Origin of the sequence: Sphingomonas sp. DG1-23 (assembly GCF_030730875.1) — a bacterium.
GTDB lineage: Bacteria > Pseudomonadota > Alphaproteobacteria > Sphingomonadales > Sphingomonadaceae > Sphingomonas.
On sequence record NZ_JAVAMA010000015.1, the window covers coordinates 72,690 to 88,879 of the forward strand.

Genomic DNA, 16,190 nt, shown 5'->3' on the forward strand with positions numbered 1-16,190 from the left:
CTCTGGAGATGGACCGGGCCGAACGGGAGAGGGGGATCTCGAATGTGGCGTAATTATCTGACGATCGCGCTGCGGCTTCTCGCTCGCAACCGCGCCTATGCCGCGATCAACATCGGCGGGCTGGCGCTGGGTCTCGCCGGCTGCCTGCTCATCTTCAATTACCTCCGCTACGAGCGCAGCTATGATAGCTGGCTGCCCGACAGCGGCCGGCTCTATCAGGTCCAGTCGAAGTTCAACCTGCCGGGCCAGCCCGCGCGGCACATCCAGATGAGTCCGTTCATCGTCTACGAGAAGCTGCCCGGCGGCTTTCCGCAGGTCGAGGCGGTGACGTCGCTCGCGCCCGGCAAGACCGTCACCGAGCGCGACGGACAGCCGGTGTTCATCGACGTAGCCACGGTCGACGCCAATTTCTTCGACGTGCTCGGCCTGCCCTTCGCGCAAGGCGGGGCGGCGACCGCACTTCCCGACACCAATTCGATCGTGCTCACCCGGAGCGAGGCGATCCGCCATTTCGGCACCGCGGATGCGCTGGGCAGGCGGCTCAGCCTCGGCGCGGGACCGGGCAAGCGCGACTATCGCGTCACCGGCGTGCTGCGCGATCTGCCGCGCAACACCAGCCTGCGTCTCAGCCTGCTCTTCCGCCGCGACGTCGGCACGATGCGGCCGGAGCAGCGGGGCTGGAACAATTTCGAGCAGCAGCACTACGTCAAACTGCGTCACGTCGCCGACGCCGCTTCGGTCAATGCCGGGCTTCCGGCATGGGAGAAGCGCAACATTCCCGACGAGGTCATCGACGGGAAGCCGGCGACCATGTCGGACGCCGTCGATCTCAAGCTCGTGCCGCTGACCGATGTCCATCTCGGCGTCACGCAGGACGCGGCGCTGACTCCGGGAGGCGATCCCCGTGCGCTCGCCACCTTCGCGGTGGTCGCGCTGCTCACGCTCGCGATGGCGGTGATGAATTTCGTCAATCTGTCGACCGCGCGCGCTACCCAGCGCGCCCGCGAAGTGGCGCTGCGCAAGGTGCTCGGCGCCTCGCGCCGCCAGCTGGTCGTGCAGTTCCTCGGCGAGAGCATTGTGATGGCGGCAATGGCGATGTTGATCGCGCTGACCATCGTCGAGCTCGCCACGCCATGGATCGGCGCGGCGCTGGGTGCGGACATCAGGCTCGCCTATCTCGGACCTGCCGGCATGCTGCTGCCCGCCGCGGCGCTGTTCCTCGCGACCGGGTTGCTCGGCGGACTCTATCCGGCTTTCTATCTCAGCCGTTTTCGGCCGGCCGACGTGTTGCGCGCCAACAAATCCTCGGTCGAGACGCCGGGCAGTGGCCGCTTCCGCACCGGGCTGGTGATGCTCCAGTTCGCGATCGCAATCGGGCTGATCGCTTCGACCTGGGTGATCTTCTCGCAGACCCGCTACGTCGAGACGGTCGATCCCGGCTATCGCCGTGACGGTCTGATCCAGATCGTCAACGCCTGGCGTTTCGCCAAGGGCAGCGAGTATGACGCCGCCCATGCCGCGATGCTCGCGATCCCCGGCGTTACCGGTACGACGCGGACCGCGATACCGCTCGCCTCAGACACGCGCCCGGTACGGCTGGTGAAGGCGCCCGGAGCGGAGGAATATCAGTCGCTCAGCTATCACGGCGTCGATGCCGAATATCTTCAGACGACCGGCATCAACCTGCTCGCCGGCCGGCGGTTCGACGATCGCATTGCGCTGGATCGGGTTCCCGCAGGGGACGACCAGGCCGTCGCCGCCCGGGGGCTCAATATCGTGATCAACCGTGCCGCGGCGCGCAAGCTCGGCTTTCGCAACCCGCAAGCGGCGATCGGGCAGGCAGTGCGGATGACGCGCGGCGGGCCGATGGTGCCTGCCGCGATCGTCGGCGTGATCGAGGACACGCGCTTCGGAAGCGCGCGCGAGGCCATCGACGCGGCCATATATGCCGTCGATCCGGAGGCCGCCGAAGTCGTGCTGGTCCGCTTCGCCGCCGCCCGACCGGGCGAGGTGATGGCGGCGCTGAACAGGGTGTGGCGCAGGTTCGAGCCCGAGATTCCGTTCGAGGCGCGCTTCGTCGACGACATCGCCCACGAACTCTACGCCGCCGACCGCGCCCGCGGCGCGCTGTTCGCCGGCTTCTCGGCGCTGGCAGTGCTGATCGCCTGTCTCGGGCTCTACAGCCTCGCCTCGTTCGCGACCGAGCGGCGGACCAGGGAGATCGGCATCCGCAAGGTGCTGGGGGCCAAGGTGCGCGACATCGTGCGACTGCTGGCGTGGCAATTCTCGAAGCCGGTGGTGCTCGCCAATCTGGTCGCGTGGCCGGCGGCGTGGTGGGCGATGCGCGAATGGCTCAACACCTTCGACATCCGCATCGCGCTCACGCCCACGCCGTTCGCGCTGGCTGGCCTCCTCGCGCTCGGCATCGCGATCGTCACCGTCGCCGGACATTCGCTGCGGGTCGCCCGCGCCAATCCCATCCACGCGCTTCGCTACGAGTAGGAACCCAACCCATGTGGCGCAATTACGTGACCGTCGGTCTGCGGGCCCTCGCCAAGAACAAGGTCTATGCCTTCATCAACATCTTCGGTTTGTCGCTCGGCATCGCCGCCTGCCTGCTGATCCTCACCTTCGTGCGCTATGAATTCAGCTATGACAGCTGGATGCCGGGCGCGGAGAACGCCTATCAGCTCCAGGATTTCTACAAGCCGACCGAGCAAGGCGGCGAGGAAATGAAGCTGCAGGTGACGACCTATGTCTCGGGCACCGCGCTACAGAAGGATTTTCCGCAGGTCGAGAAGCGCGTCTACATCACCGGGCAGGGGATCACCTTCGTCCACAACGGCCAGGCCTATCGCCCCGAGCGCGCCTATTTCGCCGACGGCAACATCTTCGATATCCTTCAGCTGCCTTTCGCACGCGGCGACCGGGCGCATGCGCTCGACGATCCCAACGCGGTGGTGCTGAGCGAAAGCGAGGCGAAGAAATATTTCGGCAACGAGGATCCGATCGGCAAGACGCTCACCGTGCTCAGCGCCGATCTCAAGGAGGATTACCGCGTCACCGGCGTGTTCAGGGATCTGCCGAGGAACAGCCATTTGCGGATGGGCGCGGTGGTGCGCTTCAACCCCGAGAGCTATTTCGCCAAGAACCCCGATTTCCTCACGTCGTGGAATTCGCAGGGCGGCTGGGTCTATGTGAAGCTGCGCCCCGGCACCGATGCGAAGGCGATGATGGCGCAATTCCCTGCGTGGGAGAAGCGCAACATCCCCAACGATCCGGCCGATGGCGGGCCGGTGACCAATCCCGGCGACCATCAGGATTGGCGGCTCACCAACATCCGCGACGTGCATCTCGGCGAAGCCCAGCGTGCGTCGCTGTCGCTCGGCAGCGACAGGCAGACCATCCTGACCTTCGCAGTGGTGGCGCTGATGATCCTCGGCATGGCGTGCATCAATTTCACCAACCTCGCCACGGCGCGTGCCTCGCAGCGGGCGCGCGAAGTGGCGCTGCGGAAGGTGCTCGGGGCGACGCGCGGCCAGCTGATCGTCCAGTTCATCGGCGAATCGATCCTCGTTGCCGGCATCGCGACGCTCGTCGCGCTCGCGCTGGCCGAGCTGGCGCTGCGTCCGCTCAACAGCTTCCTCGATGCCGAGATGCAGATCCGCTATCTGGGCAGCGACGGCATCCTGCTGCCGGTGATGCTGCTGGCGATCCTGGTAGGGCTGGCGGGGGGCGTCTATCCCGCGCTCTATCTGTCGCGCTTCCAGCCGGCGCGCGTGCTCAAGGCCAACAAGTCGGCCGCCGATGCCGAGGGCAATGGCCAGCTGCGCAACCTGCTGGTCGTCGGCCAGTTCGCAGTTTCGATCGGGCTGATCATCTGCACTGCGATCGTCTATTCGCAGACCATCTACGCCCGCACGATGGACGCAGGCTATCGCCGCGACGGGCTGCTCCAGGTCCATGGCCTCGACGCGCCGCAGGTCGAGCCGGTCGCCAGATCGATCATGGACGAAGTGCGCCGGGTCCCGGGCGTCACTTCGGTGGCGCGCACCTCGATCGCGATCAATCCGGGCAACAATTCGATGACCGGCGTGCGGCTTCCCGGCCAGACCGATTCGATCCAGCTCGGGGTCTATGGAATGGACCCGTACGTGCAGGACACGCTTGGCATGAAGCTGCTCGCCGGGCGCAACTTCTCCGAGAGCGTGGCGATGGACGATTCGACCACGCCGACGCCCACCGACCTTGCGGCGGAGCGTGCGCTGGCCGCGCGCGGCACCAATGTCGTCCTGTCGGAAATGGCGGCGAAGCGGCTCGGCTTCGCCTCGCCCCAGGCCGCGATCGGCAAGCAGGTCCAGGCCAATATCCTGTCGTCGGAAGTCGGGGGCTGGCTGCCCGCGCGCGTCGTCGGGGTGGTCAGCGACGTGCGCTATCGCAGCGTTCGCCAGCCGCTCCAGCCGATCGTCTATTTCTACCAGAGCCGCGGCTATTACACGCTGCTGGTCCGCCACAATGGCGACGCCAAGCCGGTGCGCGAAAAGGTCGAGGCGATCTGGCAGCGGCTCGTCCCGGACATTCCCTTCGAAGCGCGTTCGGTGAGCGATGTCGTCCACACGCTCTATCGTCCCGACGAGACCCGCGCCCAGTTGTTCGGAATGTTCGCGATCCTCGCCGCGGTGATCGGCTGTCTCGGATTGTTCGGCCTCGCCGCATTCACTGCCGAGCGCCGCACCAAGGAGATCGGCATCCGCAAGGTGCTCGGCGCACGCACGCGGGACATCGTGCGGTTGCTGGTGTGGCAGTTCAGCCGGCCGGTGCTGATCGCCAATCTGATCGCATGGCCGGTGGCCTGGTGGGCGATGCGCGACTGGCTCAACCAGTTCGATATTCGCATCAGTCTGACGCCGACGCCTTTTGTGCTCGCGGGACTGCTCGCGCTGGTGATCGCGGTCGCCACCATCGGCGCGCACGCCTTTCGCGTCGCGCGCACCAACCCGGTCCATGCCTTGCGCTACGAGTAGGCGCGTCAGTTCGGGGCACGGCCGGGGCGGGCGAGGGGGCAACTCCTCGCCCGCTTCGTTCGCGACGGGCCTTGCCGGCCCCGACGAAGCCGGCAGGCCTCAGCGAAAATGAGAAATGGTCGGGAAGAGAGGATTCGAACCTCCGGCCCCTGCCTCCCGAAGACAGTGCTCTACCAGGCTGAGCTACTCCCCGACGGAGTATCGGTCCGGCGCCTCGAAGGGGGCGAACCGATGCTGGAGCGGCGCCTATAACCATGCCGATTGAGTCGCGCAAGCGGTTGCGATCAGCTCCCGCGCGCGCCGAGCAACGCATCGATGCTGGTGAATTTCTCGCGGGGCGAGCCCTGGCGTGCGGCGGCTATCTCCGCAGTGTCTATCTTCTGCCAGTCGCGAAAGGTCACGACATCGACGTTGCGGCCGGCGAGCAACGCGTCGAGCCCGGGGCGGCCCTGCTTTCCTGCACCGTCCCCTATGTCCGCGGCGATCTTCTCGGCGATCGCGAAACCGTCCGGCCGGTTGGTGCCGATCGTGCCGGTGGGGCCGCGGCGCGCCCAGCCGACCGCGTACAGGCCGGGAAGCACGCGGCCCTCGTCATTGGCGAAACGGCCCGAGCGGTCGTCATAGGGCACGCCTTCGATCGGCGGCGTGCGATAGCCGATGCAGCTCACCACCAGGCGCGCGGGAATTTCGTAGCGCTCGCCGATGCCCCGTGCGTTGCCGTCCATCCCGAGCGCGGTGCGTTCGATCACGACTCGTTCGACCTTGCCGTCGCCCTCGATCGCCACCGGCATCGCGAAGAAGTCGAAGACGATGCGGATCGGCTTGTCGGCATTGTCCGCGGCGGCGAAGCTGCGCAGATGGTTGACCGATTTGCGTTGGCCGGGATCGAGCGCAGCATCCATGTCCACCGGCGGAAGATCGTCCGGGTCGACCATTGCTGCCGCGCCGGCGAGCGCGCCGAGCTCGCCAAGTTCCTTCGGCGTCATCGCGATCTGGTGCGGGCCGCGCCGGCCGAGAAGGGTGATGGTGTCGACCTTCGCCGCCTTCAGCGCGACCAGCGCATGTTCGACGATGTCCGAACCCGCAAACTCGTCCTCGCGCTTCGCGAGGATCCGCGCCACGTCGAGCGCCACGTTGCCGTTGCCGATGACCACCGCCGGCCCGTCGAGCGGCGGGGCGAGATCGGCATAATCCGGGTGGCCGTTGTACCAGCCGACAAAGGCGGCCGATCCCACCACGCCGCGCAGTTCCGCACCCGGGAGCTCCAAGGGGCGATCATGGGGTGCGCCGGTAGCGAGGACGACCGCATCGTAGAGGCTGCGGAGTTCGTCGATCGACACGTCTTCGCCGATGGTCACATTGCCGACGAAGCGGACATTGTCGGTCAGTGCGACGGCCTCGTAGCGGCGCGAGACGCCCTTGATCGACTGATGGTCCGGCGCGACCCCGGTGCGGATCAGTCCGAAGGGCACCGGCAGGCGATCCACGATGTCGACCCGCACCTCTTCGCCGAAAGTCTTCTGGCAAGCCTCTGCGGTATAATAGCCGGCAGGTCCCGAACCGATCACCGCGATATGCCGCATGCGCTATCCTCTCGCATTTTGGGACAGGGTAGCGCGACAATTCCGCAGGGCAACCCACTCGACCCTTATGCAAAGTTGCTGCTAGGCCATGCCGCGTGAGCCCGATCGAACTGACCACGAGCCTGTTCGGGCTCCTCGACGCGCCGATCGTTCTCAAGATGAGTCCGGTCGAGGCCGCGGCCGCTTTTCTCGGGCTGATCAACGTGGCGCTGGTCGTCCGGCGAAGCATCTGGAACTACCCATTCGCGCTCCTGATGGTGTCGCTCTATGCGTGGATATTCTTCCACGAGAAGCTCTACAGCGACGCGCTGCTCCAGCCCTTTTACTTCGCCGTCAATCTCTACGGCTGGAGGAACTGGTCGCGCGCGCGCGCCGACACCGGCGAAGTGCGCGTCGAGCAGCTTGGCCAGGCCGCACGGCTCGGCTGGCTCGCCGGCGCAATTGCGGCATCGCTCGTCTGGGGTACGCTGATGGATCGCTGCACCGACGCCGCGTTTCCGTGGTGGGACGGCAGCATTGCGATGATGAGCATCGCCGCGCAGACGCTCCAGTCGCGCCGCCATTGGGAAAGCTGGCTGTTGTGGATCGCGGTTGATATCGCCGCCGTGCCGCTGTTCGCCGTCAAGGGGCTCTGGCTGACCGCCGGGCTCTATCTCGTCTTCCTCGCCCTGTCCGTCTGGGGCCTGATCCATTGGACCAAAGCCAGAACATGATTCCGCGCACCATCTGTCTCCATGGCCCCGAGAGCGTCGGCAAGACGACGATCGCCAAACGGCTCGCCGAACATTTCGGCGGTGAGCTGCTCGACGAATATGGCCGCGACTATGCCGAAACCCATGGGATCATGTTCACGATGCGCGATCTGGTCGAGATCGCGCAGAATCACGACGCGGGCGCGCGGATGCTGCTTGCGCAGGGAGCAGACCCGCTGATCCTCGATACCGATCCGCTGATGACCGCGGTCTGGGCCGACATGCTGTTCGGCAAGCGCGATCCGTGGTTCGACGCATGGCAGGGGACCGCCGACTTCTATCTGCTGTTCGACATCGATCTGCCCTGGGTCGCCGATGGCACGCGCATCTTCGGCACGCCGGCGCTGCGCCAGCGCTTCTTCGACCTGTCGAAGGCCGAGCTGGAGCGGCGCGGAGTGCGCTGGGCGTTGGTCTCGGGGCAGGGCGAGGCGCGATTCGAGGCGGCACTCGCGGCGATCGCGGCCGGCGGCGTCGCCTAGGCGGCGCGCAGATCCTGTAGCAGCCGATCCATGTTGGTGCCGAGCGCCCGCGCCCGATCGTCGAGCAAGCGCGCCAGTTCGGATGCATGGGCGGCGATATTGTGGTTCTGGTCGACGGCTTCCCCGATGATCCGGCTGCGCGCGTCGGTGTCGCTGACGTCCTCCATCACGGCATTGATCGCGTGCGAGATCGCTTCGATCGCCAGACGTTGTTCGTCGACCGCGGCCGATACCGCCCGCGCCGAACTGCCCGCGGCGTTCATCCGCGCGGTCGTACCCGAAACCACTTCGTTGACGGTGCGCGCCGCGGCGCCGATCAGATCGAGCTTCCCGGCGATCTGGCTGGTCGCCGAGGCGGTTCGCGCCGCCATCTGCTTCATCTCGTGGGCGACCACGCCGAAGCCGCGCCCGGCATCGCCGCTCCGCGCCGCCTCGATCGTGGCATTGAGGGCGAGGAGATTGCTCTGCGTGGCGATCTCAGAGACGAGGTCGAGGATGCTGCGCGCGCCTTCGATCTGGTGGGTGAGATCGAGCATGCGCGGCTCGAGCGCACGCACCGTCTCGCCGGTCTCGTTTACCAATGCGTTGGCGCGCTCGGCATTGTCGCCGGCCTGATGCGCCGCGTCGCTGAGCTGCGCCGCGCCGGCCGCGACCAGCGAGGCGTTGTTCAGCGACTTGTCGCTCGCCACGCGGAGGTTGCGATATTCGGCCGACAGGCGGCGGGCGAGTTCGCCCAGATCGTTTTCCTGCCCTGACAGCGAGGCCGCCGCCGTCCGCAGCTCGATGGCTACGGTCCCGATGCGCTCGTGGATGTCGGTCGATATTGCGACGCGGCGTTCGCGGGTGGACTCGGCGAGCATCTGCTCGGCCGATTGGCGCTGGCGGAGATGTTCCTCGGCCAGCGCCTGCGCCGCGCGGAGATCGTCGAGCGCGCTCTGCGTGGCGTGGCGTGCGCTTTCGGCATCGCGCCGCGCGCTTTCGGCGGCGTCGCGCGCCTTGTGGCTGCGCAGGATGAGATGCTGGATCCGTCCGGTCGTGAAGATCAGGATCGCGCCTTCGGCCGCGACGAGGCCGCCATGGAGCAGGACGAGGGCAAGCGATCCCGAGCCCGGGAATACCCAATCGGGAAGGACGTACGAGAAGAGCAGGTGATGCCCGGCGGTGAGCACCGTGAAGAGGATGATGGGACGCCAGTCGCACAGCAGGAGCAGCATCGACATGCAGACGAAGAAATACATGTGCATGTCGGTCTGCCACGCATGCCCGGCGGCCAGCGCGACGAACAATGCCGGAAAGATTGCGGTGGCAATGCCGAGCGCGCAGCGGGTGGCGACGTCGATGCGCTTGCGGAGCACGCCGAGGCTCGGGACGATCAGCACGATGAGCCCTGCCGCCATGACGGTAGCGATATTGCCGCTGGCCTGCATCAGGCCCACCGGCAGCAGCAGCAGCCAATTGAGCCACATCGTGGCGAGCAGCACGCGCGCGCCGCCCGCGCGCAGCGGCGCAAACAGGGCATCCTGACTCATTCTTTGGTTCCGCATGCGGTGGGTGGCGCGGCGATGATCAGCGTCGCATGGCGCATCGCCGCCCCGATCAGGCTGGGCGTGCGGCCCCGCACCGCGAGCGAGCCGGGCAACGGGCCGCGGCCGACTATCCGGGCGCCCGCGCGTGTCGCCCAGACTGCGGCGGAATCGGCGCTCTGTCCGGCGAGCGGGACCAGCAGCATCTCGCCTTCCGCCGGCGGCGCGAGGGCGACTGCCGCGAGGGCGACGCCGGCGGCGGCGAGCTGGAGGGACAATGCGGGTGCGACGCGCGGCATCGCATGGTCTTTTCCGTCCCGTGGTGAAGATCGCGTTAAGTCTGCCCTCCGGTTGCCCCCTTCGCATCGGGCGCGACCCCTGCTAGGGCCGCGCGATCATGGCGACCGAACTTTCGAAGATCCGCAATTTCAGCATCATCGCGCATATCGACCACGGCAAGTCGACGCTGGCCGATCGGCTGATCCAGCGCACCGGGGGACTCTCCGAGCGCGAAATGTCGAGCCAGGTGCTCGACAACATGGACATCGAGAAGGAGCGCGGGATCACCATCAAGGCGCAGACCGTGCGCCTCGACTGGAAGGGCCATGTCCTCAACCTGATGGACACGCCGGGCCATGTCGACTTCGCCTATGAAGTCAGCCGCAGCCTCGCCGCGTGCGAAGGCGCGCTCCTCGTCGTCGACGCCGCGCAGGGGGTCGAGGCGCAGACGCTCGCCAACGTCTATCAGTCGATCGAGCACGACCACGAGATCATCCCGGTGATCAACAAGATCGACCTGCCCAGCGCCGAGCCCGAAAAGGTCCGCAACGAGATCGAGGAGATCATCGGTCTCGACGCGAGCAACGCCGTGCTCGCCAGCGCCAAATCGGGGATCGGCATCGACGAGATTCTCGACGCGATCGTCGAGCGCATCCCCGCCCCCAAGGGCGATCCCGACGCGCCCTTGAAGGCGATGCTCGTCGACAGCTGGTACGATCCGTATCTCGGCGTCGTCATCCTCGTCCGGGTGATCGACGGGACGATTCGGAAGGGCCAGCAGATCAAGTTCATGGCCGCGGGCACCACCCATCTGATCGACCGCGTCGGCGCCTTCCGCCCCAAGATCGAGCAGCTTCCCGACCTCGGCCCCGGCGAGATCGGCTTCATCACCGCGCAGATCAAGGAAGTCGCGCAGGCCCGGGTCGGCGACACGCTCACCGATGCGAAGCGCCCCACCGCCGCGCCGCTCGAGGGCTTCAAGGAAGTCCAGCCGGTGGTGTTCTGCGGACTGTTCCCGGTCGACGCCGCCGATTTCGAAAAGTTGCGCGAGAGCATTTCCAAGCTGCGCCTCAACGACGCAAGCTTCAGCTTCGAGATGGAGACCAGCGCCGCGCTCGGCTTCGGCTTCCGCTGCGGGTTCCTCGGGCTGCTCCATCTCGAGATCATCCAGGAACGGCTCTCCCGAGAATATGACCTCGACCTGATCACCACCGCGCCGTCGGTGGTCTACAAGATGCGGCTGACCAAGGCCGCGGGCGAGGCCGAGGGCAAGTCGATCGAACTCCACAACCCCGCCGACATGCCCGATCCCAACCGGATCGAGGAGATCGAGGAGCCGTGGATCAAGGCGGTGATCTACGTCCCCGACGAATATCTCGGCTCGATCCTCAAGCTCTGCCAGGACCGGCGCGGCATCCAGCGCGACCTGACCTATGTCGGCGGCCGTGCCCAGCTGACCTATGAATTGCCGCTCAACGAAGTCGTGTTCGACTTTTACGACCGGCTGAAGAGCATCAGCCGCGGCTATGCGAGCTTCGATTACGAGCAGATCGGCCACCGCCCGGGCGACCTCGTCAAGATGGGCATCCTCGTCAACAACGAGCCGGTCGACGCGCTGAGCATGATCGTCCACCGCTCGACCGCCGAGGCGCGCGGCCGCGGCATGTGCGAGCGGCTCAAGGACCTGATCCCGCGCCATCTGTTCAAGATCCCGATCCAGGCGGCGATCGGCGGCAAGGTGATCGCGCGCGAGACGATCGCGGCGATGCGCAAGGACGTCACCGCCAAATGCTATGGCGGCGACGCCACGCGCAAACGGAAGCTGCTCGAGAAGCAGAAAGAGGGCAAGAAACGGATGCGCGAATATGGCAGCGTCCAGATCCCGCAAGAGGCGTTCATCGCCGCGCTCAGGATGGGCGAGGAATAGAGCGCGCCAGCGAGGCGATTTCGCCGCCCTTCGCGGTTGCGGCCCGCGACTTTTGCTGCGACGTGCCGGCTCCGCTTAAAAGGGAGCAAGCATGAAAAAGGCCATCCAGATCCTGTGCGTCATATTGATCGGCGTGACCGTGATGATCGGCATGCGCTGGCACCGTTACGTCGCAAGCTCGGACACGCCCTATGACGAAGTGGGCATCATGCTGAACGGCTATATGCCCGGTCCGCTGCGCAGCTGGGGCTGCCACAAGCTGCAGGAGCGCTTTCCCCGCACGCTGCCGCCGCACGGCTGCGCCGCGCCCGACGGTCGCAGCTGGGCCTGACGACGGCGCGGGCGGGCGAGGATATGCTCGCCCGCCGCGAGCGCCCATGCAAGCGGCTGCGTCGACAGCATGGGAACCGCGGCGCGATCATTCCATGGTGAGCGCGCCGATCAGCGGTGCGCTGGTGGCCCAGGGCGAATAGGCGCATCCGTCGAACCAGAGGGTGACCGGAGTGCGGTTCAGCTTGGCGGCGATCAGCACGCTCAGCATCTGGTCCCGTCCCGGATTCTCCGCCGCGATGGTGAAATGCGCCACGGACGCGCAGCCATCAGGATTGCCGATCCCGGAGGCGAAAACATAGACGCTTCCGCCGATCAGCGTGATCCGGCTGATCGTCACCGTTCCGCCGCCGCCCGCGGCGTGGGACGGCGCCGAGGGCAACAGGAGCGCCAGCATCAGACATAGAAGTTTACGCATATTTCCCCCTTGGAAAGATTGTCGAAATTGGATCGCCGCCGACGGACTGCCGGGCCGGTATCCCGTCATCCCACCCGATAGACTCTGACGAATCCCAAAGGCCCGCAGGTCTGCCCGTCATAGCCGATATAGATCGTCTCGCCGCCGGCGCGGGCCGTGAGCAGTCTGCTGAGGATAAGCTGCCGGTTTTCAGCGGGTACGCTGGCCGGGACGACGAAATGGGATACGTTGCAATTCGGCACTACAGGCGGATTCGTCACTTTAAAGAGCACCGTCAGCTCATCGGTGTAGGTTACCACGTCGGTTATCTTCGTCAGCAGGTTCGCATTATAGGTATTTTGGGCGGACGCGCTGACCGGGAGCTGCGAGACGATCATCAGCAGGCCGCATAGACTCTTCTTCATAATACTCATTCCCCCATATTCCGAGGGAACCGAGAGCATGGAAATGCTGCGGTCGCAACGGCCCCGTGCGGTATGCGGCGGGCCTCAGGCCCCGGCCATCGCGTTGGTCGCGGTCCCGAAGATGTCGGCGAGGTTCAGCCCGAGCGCCTGAAACGCCATGACGCAGGCGACCGCGATCAGCGCGGCGATCAGCCCATATTCGATGGCCGTGGCGGCGGTCTCGTCACGGATGAGAGTGCGGTGGCGCATGTCTGGTCCCCTCGATGCGGGGAGTGATCGGGCAGGAGGGGTTGCGGAGGAATTAAGGGCGGGCGAGCGCGACTCGGAAAATAGGATTCGGCGCGGCAAGATTCACGGTTTGCACGGCAATCGCGCAATCCCGTTGCGCAACTTCGTAATATTATTGCGCGCGAAGCTTGGCGAGGGTCGACGATTTCAAAGAGCCGAGCCAAGGGTCGCACAGGAAATCCTACATTTCCATCGACCCGTAGCCATTGGCTGCATCCTGTCGTTCGCGCACCAGCGCGAGGAAGGCGCCGAGCGGCATCAGCCAGCTTCGCTGCGCGGGGCGATAGGTCGCGTGCAGCCGGGTCGGGACGACCAGCTGCAGCCGCTTGGCCTGCATCTCCTGCGTCTGGTTTTCCGAAATCCCCGGCTCGAGCGTGAGCAGATGCTTTTCGGGGATGCGATCGGCTTCGGAGAGGATCTGGCGCCAGCGATCCTTGGCGGTCGATTTGGCGCCGAGCATGGTCAAGCGCGCGCGGGGAAAGTCCGGATCGCGATACTGCATCGGGCCCGGGAACAGGAAATCGGGCTTGTTGCGGTTCTCGGTCACGGCACCGCGGCGATGCCGGACGCCGTGCGCGACGAAGATCGCTTCGAGATGGTTCTCGAGCGCTTGCCCGGCGCGGGCCTTGCGGCGATTCTGCACGCTGAGCGAGAAGGACAGGAAGCCGTCGACATCCGCGCCATCCGGCGACACGAAGCCGGCCGCGATGCGCTCGGCCACCACCCGCCGTTCGAGACGGCGAAACAATTGCTCCTCGCGATCCATCCACGCGACCAGCGCCTGATCGGGGTCGTCGAGCGGCGAGACGTGCGGCAGCGACGCGCGGGCGAGGTCCGAGAATATGCGGGTCGGCGGCATCGTCAGCCCGAAAGGATCGATGAGCGTATCGAGTTGCCGCGCATCGGGTTCGCCCGGGGCAATGCCGAGTTCGTCGAGGATGTAGCGCGCGGCGAAATCGAGTTCCGCGTCGCTCGATCCCTCGATCGGCTGAAAGGTGAATCCGAACATCGGCTGTTCGTGCAGGCCGAACAGCCAGAGGAGCTGGTTCTGGATCGTGCTTTCGGCCGGGGTGACGATGGCGAGCAGCGAGCCGTCCTTCGCCAGCGCGATGAACAGCATGTCGTCCGCCCGCATCCTCTCGGTGACGGGATTGGTCGAGTAATAGAGGTGGAATTCCGGCGCGCGCGGCTTGCCTTTGCGGACGTTGGACCAGCTCATGAAGCCGTCTTCGCGCAGGCCTTCCTGCTCGCCGGAGAGCCAGAGGAAGCGGGTCGGAATGCCCTTGCGATCCTCGACCCCGAGCAATTGCCGGAGCGGCCGCGCACCCTGAAACTCGTGCTGGTTCGACTTCTCGGTGATGGTTTCGACAAGGGTCAGTCGCTTGGCCGCGACTCCTTCGAACAAATCTGAGAGAAATCCACGCCGCATCAACTTCCCCTGATTTCGAGCCGCGGGATCTCCGATCTGATCCATTCCGCGCAGGAAGCCAACACCGTCTCGATGGGAAGCCGCGTCCGTCCCTTGAGCGCGCATTCCCAGATCAGCGCATAGCGCCAACCGGTCTTTGCGAGCGTCGCCTCCGCTTTGGCGTCGAGTTCCTGGTTCCGCGCGATTTTCGCGCGCCAGAATTCCTCCCGGGTTTTCGGCCATTTGAACAAATGGCAGTCATGTCCATGCCAGAAGCAGCCATGCGCGAAGATCACGGCGCGATAGCGCGGCAGGACGATATCCGGGGTGCCCGGAAGCGACCTGTCGTGCAGCCGGAATCGAAAGCCACGCGCGTGCAGGCCTTTGCGGAGCAGCAATTCCGGATTGGTATTCTTGCCCTTAATGCCCGCCATCATCCGGCTGCGGACCGCAGCCGAGACTATGTCAGCCATGGGCGAATGCCGGTTCCCGATCAGGTCGCGAGACAGTGACCGGCGCCGCGTGCAAGTCAGCCGGCTGCGCCAGTGCGGTCGCCAGATAGGGCTTCATCGCCTGCGCCAGGAATTCGACCACCGGCACGACCACTGCATTGCCGAACTGGCGATAGGCCTGCGTATCCGACACCGGGATATGCCACCGCCGGTCGCCGCGATCGAAGCCCATCAGCCGGGCGCATTCGAGCGGGGTGAGGCGGCGCGGGCGCTTGCCCGGCTGGGCGATCAGGATCTCCGATCCGTCCTTGTAGTAACGGGCGGACAGGGTGCGGGCGACGTCGTTCGGGCCGAAGAGGCTGAAGCCGAAGCCATTGCCCTTCGACGCATGCTTGGCCTTGTATGCCTGGAGATATTCCCAGAGGCGCGGGGTGAGCGTGTATTTGGGATCGACCTCGTCGTGCGGCTGGAGAATGCTGCCCAGCTTCGGGCCGTCCTTCGGCAGTTCGAGCGTCTCGAGATTGAAATCACTCTTCTCACGGAAGCCGACGATGAAGATCCGCTCCCGCTTCTGCGGGACCCAATGTTCGGAACTGATCACCCGGGTCTGGACGTGATAGCCGAGCTCGTTCTCGAGCACATTGACGATCGTCGCGAAGGTCCGGCCCTTGTCGTGCCGCTCGAGATTCTTGACGTTCTCGAGCACGAACGCGGCCGGGCGATGATGCGCGATGATCTGCGCGGTATCGAAGAACAGGGTCCCCTGCGTGTCGCACAGGAAACCGTGCGGGCGGCCGAGCGCGTTCTTCTTGGAAACGCCGGCGATCGAGAAAGGCTGGCACGGAAAACCGCCGAGCAGCACGTCATGCTCGGGCACCAGCGCCGGGTTCTCGGCGAAGGGGCGGATGTCGCCCGCGAGCGGATGGTTGTCGCGGAAATTGCGCGAATAGGTCTCCTGCGCCTTGGCATCCCATTCGGAGGTGAACACGCAGTGCCCGCCGATCGCCTGGAATCCGATCCGCAGGCCGCCGATCCCGGCGAAGAGATCGATGAAGCGGAACGCCGCGTCGTTGGAGGCGGCAGGGGTCAATTTCGCGATCATCTCCAGCGTGCGGTAGATCGGCGCCCTGGGCTCGATCTCGCCGCGTTCCCAGCGATAGACGGTGCTGGGGGAGCAATCGAGTTCGGCTGCCAGTTCCTCGACGCTCATCCCGGTCCGTTGCCTGAGTTCGGAAAAGCTGAGCGGACCGTGCATCGAACACCTCTGGGACAATTTCTGTCATTCTGACCGAGCGATTCCCGCCGTGCAAGAACAAAAGAGGA

15 protein-coding genes and 1 tRNA gene are annotated in these 16,190 nt (G+C 65.8%); 6 read left to right on the forward strand and 10 right to left on the reverse strand.

What is annotated here, in order from left to right:
- The first annotated feature begins 42 nt into the window (after positions 1–42).
- The gene (locus Q9Q95_RS20160; RefSeq protein ID WP_306098954.1) at positions 43–2,502 is read left to right on the forward strand and encodes an ABC transporter permease; all 2,460 of its coding nucleotides are present in this window, start codon (positions 43–45) and stop codon (positions 2,500–2,502) included.
- A gap of 11 nt (positions 2,503–2,513) precedes the next feature.
- Positions 2,514–5,024, forward strand: a complete 2,511-nt coding sequence (locus Q9Q95_RS20165; RefSeq protein ID WP_306098955.1) for an ABC transporter permease — start codon at positions 2,514–2,516, stop codon at positions 5,022–5,024.
- 116 nt (positions 5,025–5,140) lie between these two features.
- Here the strand turns inward: Q9Q95_RS20165 and Q9Q95_RS20170 are convergent.
- Positions 5,141–5,217 (reverse strand) — tRNA-Pro (locus Q9Q95_RS20170).
- Positions 5,218–5,308: 91 nt separating this feature from the next.
- Positions 5,309–6,607, reverse strand: coding sequence for an FAD-dependent oxidoreductase (locus tag Q9Q95_RS20175; RefSeq protein ID WP_306098956.1), 1,299 nt, complete (start codon positions 6,605–6,607; stop codon positions 5,309–5,311).
- Between the two features lie 95 nt (positions 6,608–6,702).
- Between Q9Q95_RS20175 and pnuC the strand changes: the two genes are divergently transcribed.
- Both pnuC and Q9Q95_RS20185 read left to right on the forward strand, forming a co-directional pair.
- Positions 6,703–7,320, forward strand: coding sequence for a nicotinamide riboside transporter PnuC (gene pnuC / locus Q9Q95_RS20180; RefSeq protein WP_371876819.1), 618 nt, complete (start codon positions 6,703–6,705; stop codon positions 7,318–7,320).
- Positions 7,317–7,838, forward strand: a complete 522-nt coding sequence (locus tag Q9Q95_RS20185) for an ATP-binding protein (RefSeq protein WP_306098957.1) — start codon at positions 7,317–7,319, stop codon at positions 7,836–7,838. The genes pnuC and Q9Q95_RS20185 overlap by 4 nt, the downstream gene beginning before the upstream one ends.
- On the opposite strand, the gene Q9Q95_RS20190 is transcribed toward Q9Q95_RS20185, so the two are convergent.
- Positions 7,835–9,367 (reverse strand): methyl-accepting chemotaxis protein, encoded by a 1,533-nt coding sequence (locus Q9Q95_RS20190; protein WP_306098958.1) that lies wholly within the window; start codon positions 9,365–9,367, stop codon positions 7,835–7,837. The genes Q9Q95_RS20185 and Q9Q95_RS20190 overlap by 4 nt on opposite strands.
- Positions 9,364–9,660, reverse strand: a complete 297-nt coding sequence (locus Q9Q95_RS20195) for a hypothetical protein (protein ID WP_306098959.1) — start codon at positions 9,658–9,660, stop codon at positions 9,364–9,366. Before Q9Q95_RS20195 ends, Q9Q95_RS20190 begins: the two co-directional genes overlap by 4 nt.
- A 98-nt stretch (positions 9,661–9,758) precedes the next feature.
- On the opposite strand from Q9Q95_RS20195, the gene lepA reads away from it, so the two are divergent.
- Positions 9,759–11,567, forward strand: coding sequence for a translation elongation factor 4 (gene lepA / locus Q9Q95_RS20200; RefSeq protein WP_306098960.1), 1,809 nt, complete (start codon positions 9,759–9,761; stop codon positions 11,565–11,567).
- Between the two features lie 91 nt (positions 11,568–11,658).
- On the forward strand, positions 11,659–11,898 hold the full coding sequence (locus Q9Q95_RS20205) for a hypothetical protein (protein ID WP_306098961.1): 240 nt from the start codon (positions 11,659–11,661) through the stop codon (positions 11,896–11,898).
- Positions 11,899–11,985: 87 nt separating this feature from the next.
- On the opposite strand, the gene Q9Q95_RS20210 is transcribed toward Q9Q95_RS20205, so the two are convergent.
- The 6 genes from Q9Q95_RS20210 to dcm form a co-directional block, all read right to left on the reverse strand.
- Positions 11,986–12,315 (reverse strand): hypothetical protein, encoded by a 330-nt coding sequence (locus Q9Q95_RS20210; protein WP_306098962.1) that lies wholly within the window; start codon positions 12,313–12,315, stop codon positions 11,986–11,988.
- A 65-nt stretch (positions 12,316–12,380) separates the two neighbouring features.
- On the reverse strand, positions 12,381–12,719 hold the full coding sequence (locus Q9Q95_RS20215) for a hypothetical protein (RefSeq protein ID WP_306098963.1): 339 nt from the start codon (positions 12,717–12,719) through the stop codon (positions 12,381–12,383).
- An 84-nt stretch (positions 12,720–12,803) separates the two neighbouring features.
- Positions 12,804–12,968, reverse strand: a complete 165-nt coding sequence (locus tag Q9Q95_RS20220; RefSeq protein WP_306098964.1) for a Flp family type IVb pilin — start codon at positions 12,966–12,968, stop codon at positions 12,804–12,806.
- A gap of 220 nt (positions 12,969–13,188) precedes the next feature.
- Positions 13,189–14,436, reverse strand: coding sequence for a type II restriction endonuclease (locus Q9Q95_RS20225; protein ID WP_306098965.1), 1,248 nt, complete (start codon positions 14,434–14,436; stop codon positions 13,189–13,191).
- Positions 14,436–14,888: a very short patch repair endonuclease gene (locus tag Q9Q95_RS20230; RefSeq protein ID WP_306098966.1), complete on the reverse strand. Its 453-nt coding sequence runs from the start codon at positions 14,886–14,888 to the stop codon at positions 14,436–14,438. Before Q9Q95_RS20230 ends, Q9Q95_RS20225 begins: the two co-directional genes overlap by 1 nt.
- Entirely contained in the window at positions 14,881–16,122 is a 1,242-nt protein-coding gene (gene dcm / locus Q9Q95_RS20235; protein WP_306098967.1) for a DNA (cytosine-5-)-methyltransferase, read from the reverse strand. Before dcm ends, Q9Q95_RS20230 begins: the two co-directional genes overlap by 8 nt.
- Positions 16,123–16,190: the final 68 nt, after the last annotated feature.

Coding starts and splice junctions, on each gene's coding strand:
- Q9Q95_RS20215 (WP_306098963.1), bottom strand. CDS start 12,719: ATGAAGAAGAGTCTATGCGGCCTGCTGATGATCGTCTCGCAGCTCCCG.
- Q9Q95_RS20195 (WP_306098959.1), bottom strand. CDS start 9,660: ATGCCGCGCGTCGCACCCGCATTGTCCCTCCAGCTCGCCGCCGCCGGC.
- Q9Q95_RS20190 (WP_306098958.1), bottom strand. CDS start 9,367: ATGAGTCAGGATGCCCTGTTTGCGCCGCTGCGCGCGGGCGGCGCGCGC.
- Q9Q95_RS20165 (WP_306098955.1), top strand. CDS start 2,514: ATGTGGCGCAATTACGTGACCGTCGGTCTGCGGGCCCTCGCCAAGAAC.
- Q9Q95_RS20210 (WP_306098962.1), bottom strand. CDS start 12,315: ATGCGTAAACTTCTATGTCTGATGCTGGCGCTCCTGTTGCCCTCGGCG.
- Q9Q95_RS20175 (WP_306098956.1), bottom strand. CDS start 6,607: ATGCGGCATATCGCGGTGATCGGTTCGGGACCTGCCGGCTATTATACC.
- Q9Q95_RS20185 (WP_306098957.1), top strand. CDS start 7,317: ATGATTCCGCGCACCATCTGTCTCCATGGCCCCGAGAGCGTCGGCAAG.
- dcm (WP_306098967.1), bottom strand. CDS start 16,122: ATGCACGGTCCGCTCAGCTTTTCCGAACTCAGGCAACGGACCGGGATG.
- lepA (WP_306098960.1), top strand. CDS start 9,759: ATGGCGACCGAACTTTCGAAGATCCGCAATTTCAGCATCATCGCGCAT.
- Q9Q95_RS20220 (WP_306098964.1), bottom strand. CDS start 12,968: ATGCGCCACCGCACTCTCATCCGTGACGAGACCGCCGCCACGGCCATC.
- Q9Q95_RS20160 (WP_306098954.1), top strand. CDS start 43: ATGTGGCGTAATTATCTGACGATCGCGCTGCGGCTTCTCGCTCGCAAC.
- Q9Q95_RS20225 (WP_306098965.1), bottom strand. CDS start 14,436: ATGCGGCGTGGATTTCTCTCAGATTTGTTCGAAGGAGTCGCGGCCAAG.
- Q9Q95_RS20205 (WP_306098961.1), top strand. CDS start 11,659: ATGAAAAAGGCCATCCAGATCCTGTGCGTCATATTGATCGGCGTGACC.
- Q9Q95_RS20230 (WP_306098966.1), bottom strand. CDS start 14,888: ATGGCTGACATAGTCTCGGCTGCGGTCCGCAGCCGGATGATGGCGGGC.